General features: G+C 64.0%; 13 protein-coding genes and 1 pseudogene. 10 read left to right on the forward strand and 4 right to left on the reverse strand.

All coding sequences use genetic code 11. The annotated features are described in order from the left end of the window. Positions 1-183: 183 nt before the first annotated feature. From F2P46_RS23000 to F2P46_RS37860, 10 genes and pseudogenes are all read left to right on the forward strand, one after another. Positions 184-939, forward strand: a complete 756-nt coding sequence (locus tag F2P46_RS23000; RefSeq protein WP_166894538.1) for a gamma-glutamyl-gamma-aminobutyrate hydrolase family protein — start codon at positions 184-186, stop codon at positions 937-939. Between the two features lie 162 nt (positions 940-1,101). After that, positions 1,102-2,472 carry a glutamine synthetase family protein gene (locus F2P46_RS23005; protein ID WP_166894540.1) on the forward strand — a complete coding sequence of 457 codons (1,371 nt, stop codon included), beginning with the start codon at positions 1,102-1,104 and terminating at the stop codon, positions 2,470-2,472. A 70-nt stretch (positions 2,473-2,542) separates the two neighbouring features. After that, positions 2,543-3,991 carry an aspartate aminotransferase family protein gene (locus tag F2P46_RS23010; protein WP_166894542.1) on the forward strand — a complete coding sequence of 483 codons (1,449 nt, stop codon included), beginning with the start codon at positions 2,543-2,545 and terminating at the stop codon, positions 3,989-3,991. A 23-nt stretch (positions 3,992-4,014) separates the two neighbouring features. Beyond that, on the forward strand, positions 4,015-5,124 hold the full coding sequence (locus tag F2P46_RS23015) for a polyamine ABC transporter substrate-binding protein (RefSeq protein ID WP_166894544.1): 1,110 nt from the start codon (positions 4,015-4,017) through the stop codon (positions 5,122-5,124). Between the two features lie 79 nt (positions 5,125-5,203). Next, positions 5,204-6,337, forward strand: a complete 1,134-nt coding sequence (locus F2P46_RS23020) for a polyamine ABC transporter ATP-binding protein (protein ID WP_166894546.1) — start codon at positions 5,204-5,206, stop codon at positions 6,335-6,337. 7 nt (positions 6,338-6,344) lie between these two features. Beyond that, positions 6,345-7,250, forward strand: coding sequence for an ABC transporter permease subunit (locus tag F2P46_RS23025; protein WP_166894547.1), 906 nt, complete (start codon positions 6,345-6,347; stop codon positions 7,248-7,250). Then, positions 7,247-8,110, forward strand: a complete 864-nt coding sequence (locus tag F2P46_RS23030; protein ID WP_229509416.1) for an ABC transporter permease subunit — start codon at positions 7,247-7,249, stop codon at positions 8,108-8,110. Before F2P46_RS23025 ends, F2P46_RS23030 begins: the two co-directional genes overlap by 4 nt. 73 nt (positions 8,111-8,183) lie before the next feature. Beyond that, a complete protein-coding gene (locus F2P46_RS23035) occupies positions 8,184-9,563 on the forward strand; it encodes a DUF3138 family protein (RefSeq protein ID WP_166894549.1) in 1,380 nt (459 codons plus the stop codon). Between the two features lie 10 nt (positions 9,564-9,573). After that, positions 9,574-11,073: an aldehyde dehydrogenase gene (locus F2P46_RS23040; protein ID WP_166894551.1), complete on the forward strand. Its 1,500-nt coding sequence runs from the start codon at positions 9,574-9,576 to the stop codon at positions 11,071-11,073. Then, positions 11,066-11,614 (forward strand): annotated as a pseudogene (locus F2P46_RS37860) (HAD hydrolase-like protein); the annotation flags it as partial. The gene F2P46_RS23040 and the pseudogene F2P46_RS37860, both read left to right, overlap by 8 nt. Before the next feature lie 118 nt (positions 11,615-11,732). On the opposite strand, the gene F2P46_RS37865 reads toward F2P46_RS37860, so the two are convergent. Genes F2P46_RS37865 through F2P46_RS23060 form a run of 4 tightly spaced genes read right to left on the reverse strand, consistent with a single transcriptional unit; the run spans position 11,733 to position 14,424 of the window. Then, positions 11,733-12,614 carry a fatty acid desaturase gene (locus F2P46_RS37865; protein WP_229509417.1) on the reverse strand — a complete coding sequence of 294 codons (882 nt, stop codon included), beginning with the start codon at positions 12,612-12,614 and terminating at the stop codon, positions 11,733-11,735. A gap of 8 nt (positions 12,615-12,622) precedes the next feature. Then, positions 12,623-13,222, reverse strand: a complete 600-nt coding sequence (locus tag F2P46_RS23050; RefSeq protein WP_166894553.1) for a hypothetical protein — start codon at positions 13,220-13,222, stop codon at positions 12,623-12,625. 6 nt (positions 13,223-13,228) lie between these two features. Continuing rightward, entirely contained in the window at positions 13,229-13,810 is a 582-nt protein-coding gene (locus tag F2P46_RS23055; RefSeq protein WP_166894556.1) for a hypothetical protein, read from the reverse strand. A 32-nt stretch (positions 13,811-13,842) separates the two neighbouring features. Beyond that, a complete protein-coding gene (locus F2P46_RS23060; protein WP_166894558.1) occupies positions 13,843-14,424 on the reverse strand; it encodes a hypothetical protein in 582 nt (193 codons plus the stop codon). Positions 14,425-14,473: the final 49 nt, after the last annotated feature.

Below are 14,473 nucleotides of genomic sequence, written 5' to 3' on the forward strand. Positions count from 1 at the left end.
AGGGCGGCGGCGGTTCGTGTTGGCATGTTTGACAACTTGCCGGTAAGCTCTAACCATGGCTTGGCGCATTGATCTGCGCCAAACCTATGTTGTCCATTTGAAATGGATCAAGCAGCACTCGCCATCAGGCCGATTAGCCATTATGATGAACCGGGTGCGTCATTCGTTCCTATACCGACAATCATGCGCCGTCCTATCGTCCTCGTTCCCGCTTGCACGCGCCAGATCGGCCCTCATCCGTATCACGCCGCGCAGCTTAAATATGTCGACGCCGTCGTCCTCGGCGCCGACTGCGCTCCCATGGTCCTGCCCGCGCTCGGCGCCGCGCTCGACCTCGAAGCATCGCTCTCCATATGCGACGGCATCATGCTGACCGGCTCGGCCTCGAACGTGCATCCGAGTTACTACGACCAGGACGTGCGCGACCCGAGCCTGCCGCAGGACCCGGCGCGCGACGCCACCACCTTGCCGCTGATCCGCGCCGCCCTCGAGCGCGGCATTCCCATCATCGCGGTGTGCCGCGGTTTCCAGGAGATGAACGTGGCCCTCGGCGGCAGCCTGTACCAGGCGGTGCAGGAAGTCGAAGGCAAGATGGACCACCGCGAAGACCCGGACGCCTCCATCGAAGACCAGTACGGCCCGGCCCACGATGTGACCGTCACACCCGGCGGCGCCTTCCAGCGCATGCTCGGCGGCTCGACGCGCATCGCCGTCAATTCGCTGCACGGGCAGGGCGTTGACCGGCTCGCACCCGGCATCGCCATCGAAGCGGTCTCGCACGACGGCCTGGTGGAAGCGTTTTCTGTGCCGTCCGCGCCCGGTTTTACCCTGGCCGTGCAGTGGCATCCGGAGTGGCAGATCCTCGACAACCCGGCTTCGATGGCCATGTTCGGCGCCTTCGGCCAGGCTTGCCGCGCTTTCCAGGCGAGGCGCGCATGAATACGCGCAGCGCCAGCCGCTACGAAAAGTGGGCCCTCTGCTGCGTGCCTTAGCGCCGCTTGCCATCCTCGGTTCCACAGCACGCCCGCGGCAACTGCCCGCGCGCGCAATGAGCAAACTACAGAGCGCAAATTACAGAGCGCAAACTACAGAGAGAACATCATGGCAATTCGCGAAAACTTCACCTACACCGACATGGACCTGTGGCTCAACGAGAAACGGGTCACCGAAATCGAATGCCTGATTCCCGACTTGACCGGGGTCGCACGCGGCAAGATCCTCCCGCGCGGTAAATTCACGCAGGAGCGCGGCATGCGCATCCCCGAGGCGGTGCTGGGCATGACCGTAACCGGCAATTACCCGGTCGACGACGAAGCCTACGACCGCGCCATCTCGGCCACCGACCGCGACATGATCCTGAAAGCCGATCCGACCACCATCACCATGGTGCCGTGGGCGGTCGATCCGACCGCGCAGGTGATCCACGACTGCTATTTCGCCGACGGCAAACTGGTCGACTTCGCGCCGCGCACGGTGCTGCGCCGCGTCCTGAAGCTGTACGCCGACAAGGGCTGGAAGCCGGTGGTCGCGCCCGAACTCGAGTTCTACCTGACCGCCAAGAACATCGACCCCGACCTGCCCCTGAAACCGCCGATCGGCCGCAGCGGCCGCGCCGAAACCAGCCGCCAGGTCTACAGCATCGACGCCGTCAACGAGTTCGATCCCCTGTTCGAAGACATCTACGACTACTGCGAACTGATGAACCTCGACGTCGACACCCTGATCCACGAGATCGGCGCCGGCCAGATGGAGATCAACTTCCTGCACGGCGATCCGCTGGGCCTGGCCGACAAGGTGTTCTTCTTCAAGCGCACCCTGCGCGAAGCGGCCCTCAAGCACGACATGTACGCCACCTTCATGGCCAAGCCGATGGCCGGCGAACCCGGTTCGGCCATGCACGTGCACCAGAGCGTGGTCGATACCAAGACCGGGCTGAATATCTTCAGCAGCGAAGACGGCTCGGCCTCGCCCCTGTTCAAGCAGTACATCGGCGGCCTGCAGCGCTACATGCCGTCGGCCATGGCGATCGTCGCGCCGTACGTCAATTCGTACCGCCGCATCGTGCGCCACACCGCCGCCCCGATCAACATCCAGTGGGGCCTGGACAACCGCACGGTGGGCTTTCGCGTGCCGGAATCGGGCGTGCAGGACCGCCGCGTGGAAAACCGCATCATCGGCGCCGACGCCAATCCCTACCTGGCGCTGGCCGTCACCCTGGCCTGCGGCTACCTCGGCATGACCGAGCAGTTGGAACCGACCGCGATGATGAACGGCAGCGCCTACGAAATGCCGTTCGAGCTGCCGCAAGGCCTGCCCGAAGCGCTGCACCTGCTGCGCGCCGAGGACAAGCTGCGCACGGTGCTGGGCGAGCGCTTCATCGATGTGTATGCGGCCATCAAGGACCTCGAACACCAGGAATTCATGACCGTCATCAGTCCGTGGGAACGCGAGCACCTGCTGTTGCACGTGTAAGCATACGCAGCACCGACAACAACGATAACAATAACAATAACAATAACAATAACGATAAACGAGGTCCATCATGACAGCCAACCCCATGGTCCCGAGCGCCGCGCTGGTCGCGTCGGTCAAGGCCGCCACGCACGACGTCTACGACACCGCCGAAATCCAGCGCCAGGACGCGGCGCACTATATGCATCCCTTCACCGACCACAAGGCGCTGGGCGAACGCGGCGCGCGCGTGATGGTGCGCGGCGACGGCATCTACCTGTGGGATTCCGAGGGCAACAAGATCCTCGATGGCATGTCCGGCCTGTGGTGCGTGAATGTCGGCTACGGGCGCACCAGCATCTCGGACGCGGTCTACCGCCAGATGCAGACGCTGCCCTTCTATAACAGCTTCTTCAACACCACCAACGTGCCGGCCACGCGCCTGGCCGCGCTGCTGGTGGAGATTTCGCCGCCCCAGTTCAATCACGTGTTCTTCACCGGCTCCGGCTCGGAAGCGAACGACACCAACCTGCGCATGGTGCGCCGCTACTGGGACCTCAAAGGCCAGCCGCAGCGCCACACCATCATCAGCCGCTACAACGCCTACCACGGCAGCACCGTGGCCGGCGCCGCGCTGGGCGGCATGGCGGGCATGCACGAGCAGGGCGGCATGATCCCGGGGATCGAGCATATCGGCCAGCCGAACTACCTGGAAAACGGCAGCGGCATGACGCTTGATGAATTCGGCATCGTGGCCGCCGGCTGGCTCGAGGCCAAAATCCTCGAGGTCGGCGCCGACAAAGTGGCCGCCTTCATCGGCGAACCGGTGCAGGGCGCCGGCGGCGTGATCATTCCACCGTCCACCTACTGGCCCGAAATCGGCCGCATCTGCGACAAATACGGCGTGCTCTTGATCGCCGACGAAGTCATTTGCGGGTTTGGCCGTCTTGGTACATGGTTTGGCTCCGAGTTGATGCAGATCAAACCTGACTTGATTACGTTCGCGAAGGGTGTGACCTCGGGATATGTTCCTCTGGGTGGCGTGCTGGTCGGTGACCGGGTTGCCAGCGTGCTGATTAACGAAGGCGGCGATTTCAATCACGGTTTTACGTATTCTGGCCATCCGGTGGCGTGTGCCGCGGCGCTCGAAAACATCCGCATCCTGATGGACGAGCGCCTGGTGCAGCAGGTGGCGCAAGACACCGGCCCGTACCTGAAAGAGAAGTTCGAAGCGCTGATGGACCATCCGCTGGTCGGTTACGCCGACACCTGCGGCTTCGTGGCGGGGCTGAACCTGGTGCGCAAGAAGGCCGCGGCGGTGCACGACTGCGAGTACTTCGATCCGGAGCAGGGCGTGGGCATGATCTGCCGCGGCTACATGTTCGCCAACGGGATCATCATGCGCGCCGTGGGCGACCGCATGATCATCGCGCCGCCGCTGGTGATGACGCGCGCGCAGATCGACGAAATGATTTTCAAGATCAGGTACTGCCTCGAGGCCACCCTGATCGACGTGCAGAAGCGGGGCTGGGTAGCTTGAACGAACCTTGATCGGGAGGCAGGATGAAGTCGATACGCCGCATCGCACAGAGCTTCATCCTCGGCCTCGCGGCCGCCGCCAGCGTGGCGGCCGCCGCCCCGCCGGAAGAGAAAGTCCTCAACATCTACAACTGGTCCGACTACATCGCCGACGACACGGTCCGCAACTTCGAAAAAGAAACCGGCATCAAGGTCCGCTACGATGTCTTCGACAGCAACGAAGTCCTGCACGCCAAGCTCACCGCCGGTAAAACCGGCTACGACATCGTGGTCCCCACCGCCCACTGGGCGCGCCTGCAGATCGACGGCGGCCTGCTGCGCCCCCTCGACAAGGCCAGCCTGCCTTACCTGGCCAACCTGGACCCGACACTGCAAGACCTGGTCAAGCGGGTCGACCCGGACAACAAGCACCTGGTGGTCTGGCTGTGGGGTTACACCACGCTCGGCATCAACGTCGACAAGGTCAAGGCGGCGCTGGGGTCTTTACCCATGCCCGACAATGTATGGGACCTGGTGTTCGATCCGCGCTACGCCAGCAAACTGACCTCGTGCGGCATTTCCTTTCTCGACTCGCCGTCCGAAGTGCTGCCCGCCGCGCTGCTCTACATCGGCAAGCCGGCCTACTCGAAGAACAGCGCCGACTACCAGGACGCCGGGCGCATGCTGCAGGCGATCCGGCCGTCGGTAACCCTGTTCAGCTCCTCCGGCTACATCAACGACCTGGCCAACGGCGCCCTGTGCGTCTCGCTCGGCTGGTCGGGCGACATCAACATCGCGCGCCAGCGCGCCATCGACAACAAGAATGGTCACAACATCGTGGCGCTGGTGCCGAAGACGGCCACCCTGATGTTCGACACCATGGCCATTCCGGCCGACGCCCCGCATCCGGGCAACGCCCACCTGTGGATCAACTATATTTTGCGCCCCGAGGTGCACGCGAGCCTGACCAACAAGGTTTTCTACGCCAACCCGAACAAGGCCGCCACCCCGATGGTGCGGCCCGACATCGCCGGCAACCGCACGGTCTACCTGCCAGACGCCGACAAGCAGCGCATGGTGGTGCCCGAGCCCTTGAGCGCCGAAGCGCGCCGCACCATGACGCGCGTGTTCACCCGTTTCAAGACCGGAATGTAAGCCGCATTCTAATCATTTTGCATGCAGACCGGCGTATGTCCGATAAAATTGCGGCTTTGCCTCATCTTTCATCATCCCTATGACGATTGCACAACCCGCAAGCTCGCAGCCCTTTCTCCTGATCCGCAACCTCGTCAAGGAATTCGACGGCGTGCGCGCCGTGAACGATATTTCGCTGGCCATCGACAAAGGCGAGATCTTCGCGCTGCTGGGCAGCTCCGGCTGCGGCAAGTCGACCCTGCTGCGCATGCTGGCCGGCTTCGAGACCCCGACCGCCGGCGCCATCGAACTGGCCGGCCAGGACCTGGTCGGCGTGCCGCCCTACGAGCGAGCGGTCAACATGATGTTCCAGTCGTACGCGCTGTTCCCGCACCTGACGGTGTGGGACAACGTCGCTTTCGGCCTGCGCCGCGACGGCTTGGCCAAGGCGGCCATCGCCGAACGGGTCGACCAGATGCTGGCGCTGGTGCAGCTCGGCCCCTACGCCAAACGCAAGCCGCACCAGCTCTCGGGCGGGCAGCAGCAGCGCGTGGCGCTGGCGCGCAGCCTGGCCAAGCGCCCGCAATTACTGCTGCTCGACGAGCCGCTCGGCGCGCTCGACAAAAAACTGCGCGAACAGACACAGATGGAACTGGTAAACATCATCGAGCAGGTCGGTGTGACCTGCGTGATGGTCACCCACGACCAGGACGAGGCCATGAGCATGGCCACCCGCATCGCCGTCATGAGCGAAGGGCGCATCCTGCAGGTGGGCGCGCCGGGCGAGATTTACGAAACCCCCAACTGCCGCTTCGTGGCCGACTTCATCGGCACCGCCAACATGTTCAACGGCCATGTGCGCATCGACCAGCCCGACCATGTCGTCGTCGAGACAGCCGAATGCCGCCACTACGTCAGCCACGGCATCAGCGGCACCAACAACATGCCGGTCAGCGTAGCGGTGCGGCCCGAAAAAATCGCCCTCCAGCGCGAGATGCCCGGCGTGGAGCAGCGCGCCTCGGCCGCCGAAGACGGCTACAACTGCGTGGCCGGCGAGATCGTCAACGTCTCCTACTTCGGCAGCGAGACGCACTACCAGGTGCGCATGGCGCAAGGCGGCATCCTCAAGGTGGCGCGCACCAACGCCGCGCGCCATGAAGAGGCGCGCATGGAACGCGGCCAGCATGTCGTCGCGTGGTGGGATGGCAGCGACATCGTGGTCCTGACCCATTGAGGCGGCCATGATCAAGCCTTTTCGACCACCAGCGGCCGGGCGCCGCTTCGTCATCGGCGTGCCGCTGGTGTGGCTTACCATCGCCTTCCTGATCCCGTTCCTGATCGTGCTGCGCATGAGTTTTTCGGAACTCGACGAGACCGGCAGCCCGTTCGGTCCCCTGGTCACGTTCAGCGACGGCGTCCTCTCCATCAAGGCCAAGGTGGTCAACTACGTCGCCCTGACCGAGGACTCCACCTACCTGTGGACTTTCATGCGCTCGCTCGGCTACGCCGGCCTGACCATGGTCCTGTGCCTGGCGACCGGCTACCCGTTCGCCTACTTCATGGCGCGCGCCAATCCGGCGCACCGCACGGTGCTCCTGATGATGGTGATGCTGCCGTTCTGGACCTCCTTCCTGCTGCGCATCTACGCCTGGAAGGGCATCCTGGCCAACCAGGGCCTGCTCAACAACCTGCTGCTGTGGCTCGGCGCGATCGACGAACCGCTGAAAATGATGAACACCCCATTCGCGCTGGTGCTGGGGATGTTCTACGCCTACCTGCCGTTCATGATCCTGCCGCTGTACGCCAACCTGGTCAAGCTGGACCTGCGCTACCTGGAAGCGGCGGCCGACCTGGGCGCGACACCCTGGCAGGCGTTCTGGCGCATCACCGTGCCGCTGTCCAAATCCGGCATCATCGCCGGCGCCATGCTGGTGTTCATTCCGGCGGTGGGCGAATTCGTCATTCCCGAACTGCTCGGTGGCCCCGAAACGCTGATGATCGGGCGCCTGCTGTGGGACGAATTTTTCGTCAACACCGACTGGCCGCGCGCGTCGGCGCTGGCGGTGGTGGCGATCCTGCTGATCCTGGTGCCGATGGCGATCTTCAATAAATACAAGGCCGAACAGGAAGCGGAGGACCGCGCATGAGCACCAACATGAGCGCGAAGGTGAACAAAATGACCTTGGCCCGCTGGTTCGGGCGCGGCTGGCTGTCGATGGGCTACCTGTTCCTGTACCTGCCGCTGCTGGTGCTGGTTGTGTTTTCGTTTAACAGCTCGCGCCAGGACATGGTGTGGAGCGGTTTTTCAACCCAGTGGTACCCGGAACTGTTCAAGGATGCGGAACTGGTCAGCGGCTTCGTGCTGTCGCTCAAAATCGCCCTGACCAGCGCCACCGCCGCCGTGCTGCTGGGGACCATGGCCGCCTTTGCCCTGAACCGCTACAAGCGCTTTCCGGGCCGCCTGCTGTTCTCCGGGATGGTCAGCGCGCCGCTGGTCATGCCCGAGGTGATCATCGGCCTGTCGCTGCTGCTGATGCTGGTCTCGGTGCAGAAGATCTTCGGCTTTCCCGAGCGCGGCGCGTTTACCATCTGGATCGGCCACACGCTGCTCGGCATGGCCTATGCGGCGGTGGTGGTGCAGTCGCGCCTGCGCGAAATGAACCGCTCGCTCGAAGAAGCGGCCATGGACCTGGGCTGCCGTCCCTACCAGGTGTTCTTCCTGGTGACCTTGCCGAACATTACGCAGTCGCTGGCCTCGGCCTGGCTGCTCACGTTTACGCTCTCGCTGGACGACGTGGTGCTGTCGAATTTCCTGTCCGGCCCCGGCTCGACGACCATGCCGCTGGTGATCATGTCGCGTGCGCGCCTGGGGCTGGACCCGCGCGTGAACGCGGTGGCGGCGTTGACAATCCTGGTGGTGTCGACCGGCGTGATCATCGCCGCCATCATGATGGCGCGCGCCGAGCGGCAGCGCCAGAAGCAGGTGGCGGCCGCAGTCAAGTCTTAACGCTCTTCGGCCGCTGTTTACGGTGGTGGGCAAGCATGCCCGCCACCCTCACCGTTGGCCCGAGGAGTGATTCATGCACGTCTACCGCAACGCCGTCATCGCATTGGCCGCAGCTTGTCCCGCCATCGCGCAAGCCCAGAGCACCCAGGAACTGAAGGCCGAACTCGACGCCCTCAAGGCGCACGTGCACAAGCTCGAAGCGATGATCGAGAAGTCGGAACAGGCCAAATCAAACGATCCTGACACCCCGGCCGAAGTGGCGCGCCTGCGCGTCAAGAGCGACGCGGCCGACGATGCGATGGAAACGAGCGGCTTGAAGGGCCTGAAAATTTCCGGCTACATCGACCCCACCTACATCGGCAACCGCAACGCCAGCACGTCGAGCTTCGTCTTTTTGAACAATAACAGTTCGGTCAACGGCTCCGGTGAGAGCTTCGGCTACGACAATACCTACTTCGGCAGCGCCATGCTCACTGTCGACAAGGAGCTCGATGGCGGCACCAGGCTGAAGATATCGCTCATGCCGAGCAAGAGCACGGCCGCCGGCTACAATTTCGGCAACCTGGTGCACGAAGCGTCGGTATCGATCCCGCTGGGCGACTTGTCGACGCGCCTGTTGGTCGGCCAGATTCCCGACTGGAGCGGCTACGAAGCGATTGCCTCGACCCAGAACAAGCTCATTACCCACAACCTGCTGTTCGATTTTTCGGCGGCCAACTTCTACACCGGGGCCGGCCTGCAATTCGTGCGCGGCAAATTCGACAGCAAAATCATGGCCGGCAATATGAACAGCGCCCGCATCGACCACGCGCGCGAGAAAACCCCGGGCCTGTTCTACCGGGTCGATTACGCCAGGAGCGAATTTAGTGGCCTGGGCCTGTCGGGCATCCATTCCGGTTTCGACGACGACAGCGCCTTCGGCCGGCTCGACCTGCTCGAAGTGGACGGCTTTCACACGCGTGGCGACTTCAATTTCCAGGGTCAGTTAAGCTATGGGCGCCAGCAGGCCACCGCCACCAATCGCTACAACGTGGCGCGCCAGCGCTGGTACGGCCTGTCGTCGCTGATGTCGTACAAAGTCATGCCGCGCCTCGAAGCGATCGCGCGGCTCGATTACATCCACAACAGCAGGGGCGGCGGTGGCGTGTTCGGCGCAACCCTGGGCAGCGGCTGCAAGGATTTGGGCGGGCAAGAAGCGAACTGCCCGGACGGGCGCAACGGCTTTGGCGCCGGCATGACCTGGAGCGGCGACGATTGGGTGGTGTTCGATCCCACCCGTGGCGCCAACCGCGCGGCGCTCTCGCTGGGCACGCAGTACCTGCTCATGCCGGGCGTGAGTGTCAAGGGCGAATACCGCTACGACCGCGCCAACAGCAGGGTATTCAAGACATCAAGCGACCAGTATCGCCGGGACAATCACGTTATCGGCGTATCGACAGTAGTGAGTTTTTAGGGAGCATGGCATGGGAAGCACGCAACAAAACAAGCAGTGGCACGAACGGGCGGCGGGCTTGAGCATCGACGGGCGCGCATTCATTGGCGGTGAACGCGTCTGGGCCAGGTCGGAGCAGCAGTTCGATAATCTCTCGCCGATCGATGGGCGCAAGCTTGGCCTGGTCGCGCGCTGCGACGGGCTTGATGTCGACATGGCCGTGGCGGCTGCGCGCGCCGCTTTTGAAGACCGGCGCTGGGCCGGCCAGGCCCCGGCGGCGAGAAAGCGCGTCATGATCAAGTTCGCGGACCTGATCCTGGCGCACGCCGAGGAACTGGCCCTGTTAGAGACGCTCGACATGGGCAAGCCGATCAGGTACAGCCAGAGCGTGGATGTGCCGGCCGCAGCCAACTGCATCCGCTGGTACGGCGAGGCGATCGACAAGATCTACGACGAAATCGCGCCCACCGGCGAAAACAGCCTGGCCCTGATCACGCGCGAGCCGGTCGGCGTGGTGGCGGCCATCGTGCCGTGGAACTACCCGATGATCATGGCCGCCTGGAAGATCGCCCCGGCGCTTGCCGCCGGCAACAGCGTGATTCTCAAACCGTCCGAAAAGTCGCCGCTCACGGCCCTGCGGCTGGCCGAAATCGCGCTCGAAGCCGGCCTGCCGGCGGGTGTATTCAACGTCGTTCCGGGCTACGGTTTTGAGGCCGGGGCGGCGCTGGCGCTGCACATGGATGTCGATTGCATCGGCTTTACCGGCTCGACCAAGGTCGGCAAGCAGATCTTGCAGATGGCCGGGCAATCGAACCTCAAGCGCGCCTGGACCGAATTGGGCGGCAAGTCGGCCAATATCGTCTGCGCCGACTGTCCCGACCTCGATGCGGCGGTGAGCGCGGCGATCGGCTCGATCTATTTTAACCAGGGCGAAAGCTGCAACGCGCCTTCGCGCCTGTTCGTGGAAGCGTCGATCAAGGACGCGTTTGTCGAAAAAGCGCTGGCGATGGTGCCCGATTTTGCTCCGGGCGACCCGCTCGACGAAGCCACCATCATGGGCGCCATTGTCGACGCGGCCCAGATGAAAACCGTGATGGGCTACATCGAAGAAGGCAAGCAGGCCGGCGCCAGGCTGCTCGCCGGTGGCGAGGCCGCGCGCACCGACACTGGCGGTTTTTACGTGGCGCCGACCCTGTTCGACCAGGTCGATGGCTCCATGAGCATCGCGCGCGAAGAAATCTTCGGGCCGGTGCTGTTGGTGCTCGGTTTTACCGACATCGACGACGCGGTACGGCAGGCCAATTCGACCCAGTACGGCTTGCAGGCGGCGGTGTGGACGGGTAACCTGAACAAGGCGATCAAGACCGCGCGCGCCCTGCGCGCCGGCACCGTGCACGTGAATCAGTACGACGGCGACGACATCACGGTGCCATTCGGCGGCGTCAAGCAGTCGGGCAACGGGCGCGATAAATCGCTGCACGCGTTCGATAAATACACCGAACTGAAAACCACATGGATCCAGATTGGATAACCGCTCCGGGCACCCGCGCCTGAAGTACCGGCTAGCCATTTTCGACTTCGACGGCACCTTGGCCGACTCGTTTCCGTTCTTTCAGAGCGTGTACAACGCTTTGGCTGACCAGCATGGCCTCAGGCGCATCGAGGGCGACCAGGTAGCGCACTTGCGCGGCATGAGCACGCGCGAGATCATGCGCCATATCGGCATGCCGGCCTGGAAAATGCCGGTGGTGTCGAAAAGCTTCATCGCGAAGATGAGCGAGAACGCGGCCAGCATCGCCCTGTTCGACGGCGTGGGCAACGCCTTGCGCGCGCTCTTCGACGCAGGCGTGATGCTGGCGGTGGTGTCGTCCAATTCGGAGCATAACGTACGCCGCGTACTGGGGCCGGAGTTAAGCAGCCTGTTCTTCCACTTCGAGTGCGGCATGTCGGTGTTCGGCAAGGCCTCGCGCATCCGCAAGGTGGTCAAGCGTAGCCAGGTCGACGCGGCCGATGCGCTGTATGTGGGGGACCAGGGCACCGACGCCGAGGCATCGGCCAAGGCCGGCGTGGCGTTCGGCGCCGTGGCGTGGGGCTATGCGCCGGCCGAGGCATTGCGCGCGCATGGCCCGGCCGAAGAGTTTGAATCGGTGCCGGCGATGCTGGCGACTTTGTCGGCCGCTGGCGCGACGTTCAGTACACCTGGGTCGGACGCAGTCCGCGCGCCGCAAAATGCGGGTCGAGCCGGCGCGACAGGCGCCGCAGGTTCAGGGTCGGCACTTGCGGATACAGGTGATGCTCGAGGTGATAGGTCAGGTTCATGAACAGCGCCGGCACGATCGCGCCGCGCATGGTGCGCGCCTGTTCGAGCGGTTTGCTGCCCGGTTTGTAGTGCGGCAGCCAGGCCGTCGCCAGCGGATAGAACCAGCCGCCGATCCAGGCCATGGCGCAGTACAGCAGCGGCCCGGTCGTCCAGCGCGTCAGCCACAGGGCCAGCAGCACCAGCGCCAGCGAGGTGGCCAGTTCGGCGACCATCCAGCGGCGCTCGCGCGCCGGCCGGATCTTGCGCAACGATTCGCGCCACAGGCGCGGCAGGTACAGCGGGCCGGCCAGCAAGGCCCCGAGCAGGCTTGCGCGCGCGGGCGCGCCTTCCAGGTCGTCTTCTTCCAGGCAGTGCGCGTGGTGGTGCAGGTGGGTGTAGCGGAACGAATGCCCGCTTTGCAGCACCAGCACGCTGACGATGAACAGCACCACGTGGGTGACGCGCGCGTCCAGGCCCGCCGAGCCGTGCGCCACGTCGTGCAGGTAGGCCACCGTGACCACGAAGTGCATCAGCATCACGACCGGCAGCGCCAGGTACAGGCCGTGCGCGTAGAGCGCGCCGAAGGCGGCCAGCGTCAGCAAGGGCAGGGCTGCGAGGACGATGCGCTGCCAGGCGGCGACCGTCAGCAGGTCGTCGTCGAGCGAGCCGAGTCCCGGCATGCCGGCATTGCGGCGCGTGAGCGCCAGGACCGGCGACGGCGCCATGACGGCGGTGGGCATGAAGTGGAAGATGACTGAGTTGAGAGCAAACATGGCGGCGGTCATTTAAGCAGGTTCACAGCGGACAAGACGAAGAAATGCGCGACGATCAAGGCGGCCAGGATGCTTGCGCCGTCGCGCACGCCCCAGCGTTGCAGGGCGTGGACAATGGCGGGATAGAGGTGCTGGACCAGCGTGAGCGGCGTGCGGAAAAGCGGCCAGAAAACGATCACGAGTACAGCCACGATCACGAGTCCGATAATCGGCAAACCCACGATCAAGTGCATGACAGCGAATGTCAGCCCCACTGGCAAGCACTGCGCCATCGGGAGAAGAATCAGCGACGTCAATCCGACCCGGTATCCGCCGAGCAGGAAGCGGTTACGCGCGTCGTGTCCAAGCGGGCGCCGTCCGAGCAGCAGCATCGCTGTGGTGGCTCTGCGGTTGGTCGCCTTGGGAAGTCCGAACAAAGCAAGCGACAGCGCCGCGTGCCCCAAAAAAATCGCCAGGTAGAGCGGCAGCCAGCTCACAAACGCGCTTCCAAGCGCCCATTGGGTACACGGCGCGACGATCAGCGCCCACGCCAGGATGCGGTTCGCACGTACCCACAGGATTTTTGGCGGCATCAGTGCGCGCAGTGGTGGAAAATGGAGGATGTTCATTGGCTTCTACTTGATCACGTTGATGAAAGACGTCAGGAAAAACACCCCGACAATCACGGCGGCGACGTCGTCCGCGTGCTCGCGCATGCCCCAGCGCCGCAGCGCCTGGACGATGTATGGATAGACGTGCTGGAACAGCGTCAATGGCATGCGCACCAGCGGCCAGCTCATGACCATCAACAGCAGGACATTCGGCCCCACGTAAATGAGAAAGCCGGGAAGGTCGAGCAGGGGCCGCGCCGCCAGGATCAGCAGTACGAACAGCAGCGTCAGTCCGACCCGGTGTCCGCTTAACAGATACTGGTTGCGCGGGCTCATGTCCTCCGGTTGCTGGCCGAAGACATGCAGCGCCACGCTGAAGCGGCGCGCCGCGTTGTTGGGCAGGCCGAACAAGGCCAGTGACAGCGCCGCATGCGCCAGCAGGATCACCAGGTCGAGCGCCAGGCCGCGCTTGAACGAGGTGCCGAGCGCGATCTGGGCCAGCGGCGAGGCGATCAAGGCCCATGCCAGCACGCGGTTGACCCGCATCCAGATGATCTTGGGCGGCATCAGCACGCGGGGGCGGAAGGTGGCGAGTGGATGGATCATGGCGAGTGCCTGTGCAGGGGTTGTGTGGGGATTTAGTTGAAGGTGTGTACGATGGCCGGTACGCAAAAGGACAGCAGCGCGACCGCAGCCAGGCCGCCCCCGTTGATCCCCCAGCGCCGGCCAGCCTGCCGCGCGGCGGCGTGGATGTGCAGCAGCACGAAGATCGCCATGAAGGAGATCGGCGCGCAATATGCCATCAGTACCCAGAACATGGCGGGGCCGAAAAACAGGTCTACCCGCGCGATCTGGTAGGCCAGGACGGCAATGAGCGGAACGATCATGCCGGCGCCCACGAGGACCAGGAAAATGCGATAACCGGTCATCAAAAATTCGATGCGCGCGCTCAGGTCCCAGGGACTGAATCCAAACACATGCATCGACACGCTGAACGTGCGCGACTTGCGCTCCGGTTTGCCGAACAGCGCCAGTGACAGCCCGGCATGCGCCAGCAACATCGCCAGGTCGATCCACAGGCAAAGCCAGAACGGCGCGTCCAGCACCCATTGAAGCAGTGGTGAGCCGATCAGCGCCCACGCCAGGATGCGGTTGAACCTGATCCAGACACGCTTCGCTGGTGCCTGCTTGAGCAGGCCGGGGAACTGGCGGGTTGTCATGCTGCGTCGATGCCTTTACCGAGTCGTTGTGGCTTGCGCCGTCCTACTC

Source organism: Massilia sp. CCM 8734 (genome assembly GCF_011682155.1).
Lineage (GTDB): Bacteria > Pseudomonadota > Gammaproteobacteria > Burkholderiales > Burkholderiaceae_D > Telluria_A > Telluria_A rubra.

What these genes read in the sequence shown, in the direction of transcription:
- F2P46_RS23000 (WP_166894538.1), top strand. Translation starts at nt 184, where the DNA reads ATGCGCCGTCCTATCGTCCTCGTTCCCGCTTGCACGCGCCAGATCGGC.
- F2P46_RS23005 (WP_166894540.1), top strand. Translation starts at nt 1,102, where the DNA reads ATGGCAATTCGCGAAAACTTCACCTACACCGACATGGACCTGTGGCTC.
- F2P46_RS23010 (WP_166894542.1), top strand. Translation starts at nt 2,543, where the DNA reads ATGACAGCCAACCCCATGGTCCCGAGCGCCGCGCTGGTCGCGTCGGTC.
- F2P46_RS23015 (WP_166894544.1), top strand. Translation starts at nt 4,015, where the DNA reads ATGAAGTCGATACGCCGCATCGCACAGAGCTTCATCCTCGGCCTCGCG.
- F2P46_RS23020 (WP_166894546.1), top strand. Translation starts at nt 5,204, where the DNA reads ATGACGATTGCACAACCCGCAAGCTCGCAGCCCTTTCTCCTGATCCGC.
- F2P46_RS23025 (WP_166894547.1), top strand. Translation starts at nt 6,345, where the DNA reads ATGATCAAGCCTTTTCGACCACCAGCGGCCGGGCGCCGCTTCGTCATC.
- F2P46_RS23030 (WP_229509416.1), top strand. Translation starts at nt 7,247, where the DNA reads ATGAGCACCAACATGAGCGCGAAGGTGAACAAAATGACCTTGGCCCGC.
- F2P46_RS23035 (WP_166894549.1), top strand. Translation starts at nt 8,184, where the DNA reads ATGCACGTCTACCGCAACGCCGTCATCGCATTGGCCGCAGCTTGTCCC.
- F2P46_RS23040 (WP_166894551.1), top strand. Translation starts at nt 9,574, where the DNA reads ATGGGAAGCACGCAACAAAACAAGCAGTGGCACGAACGGGCGGCGGGC.
- F2P46_RS37865 (WP_229509417.1), bottom strand. Translation starts at nt 12,614, where the DNA reads ATGTTTGCTCTCAACTCAGTCATCTTCCACTTCATGCCCACCGCCGTC.
- F2P46_RS23050 (WP_166894553.1), bottom strand. Translation starts at nt 13,222, where the DNA reads ATGAACATCCTCCATTTTCCACCACTGCGCGCACTGATGCCGCCAAAA.
- F2P46_RS23055 (WP_166894556.1), bottom strand. Translation starts at nt 13,810, where the DNA reads ATGATCCATCCACTCGCCACCTTCCGCCCCCGCGTGCTGATGCCGCCC.
- F2P46_RS23060 (WP_166894558.1), bottom strand. Translation starts at nt 14,424, where the DNA reads ATGACAACCCGCCAGTTCCCCGGCCTGCTCAAGCAGGCACCAGCGAAG.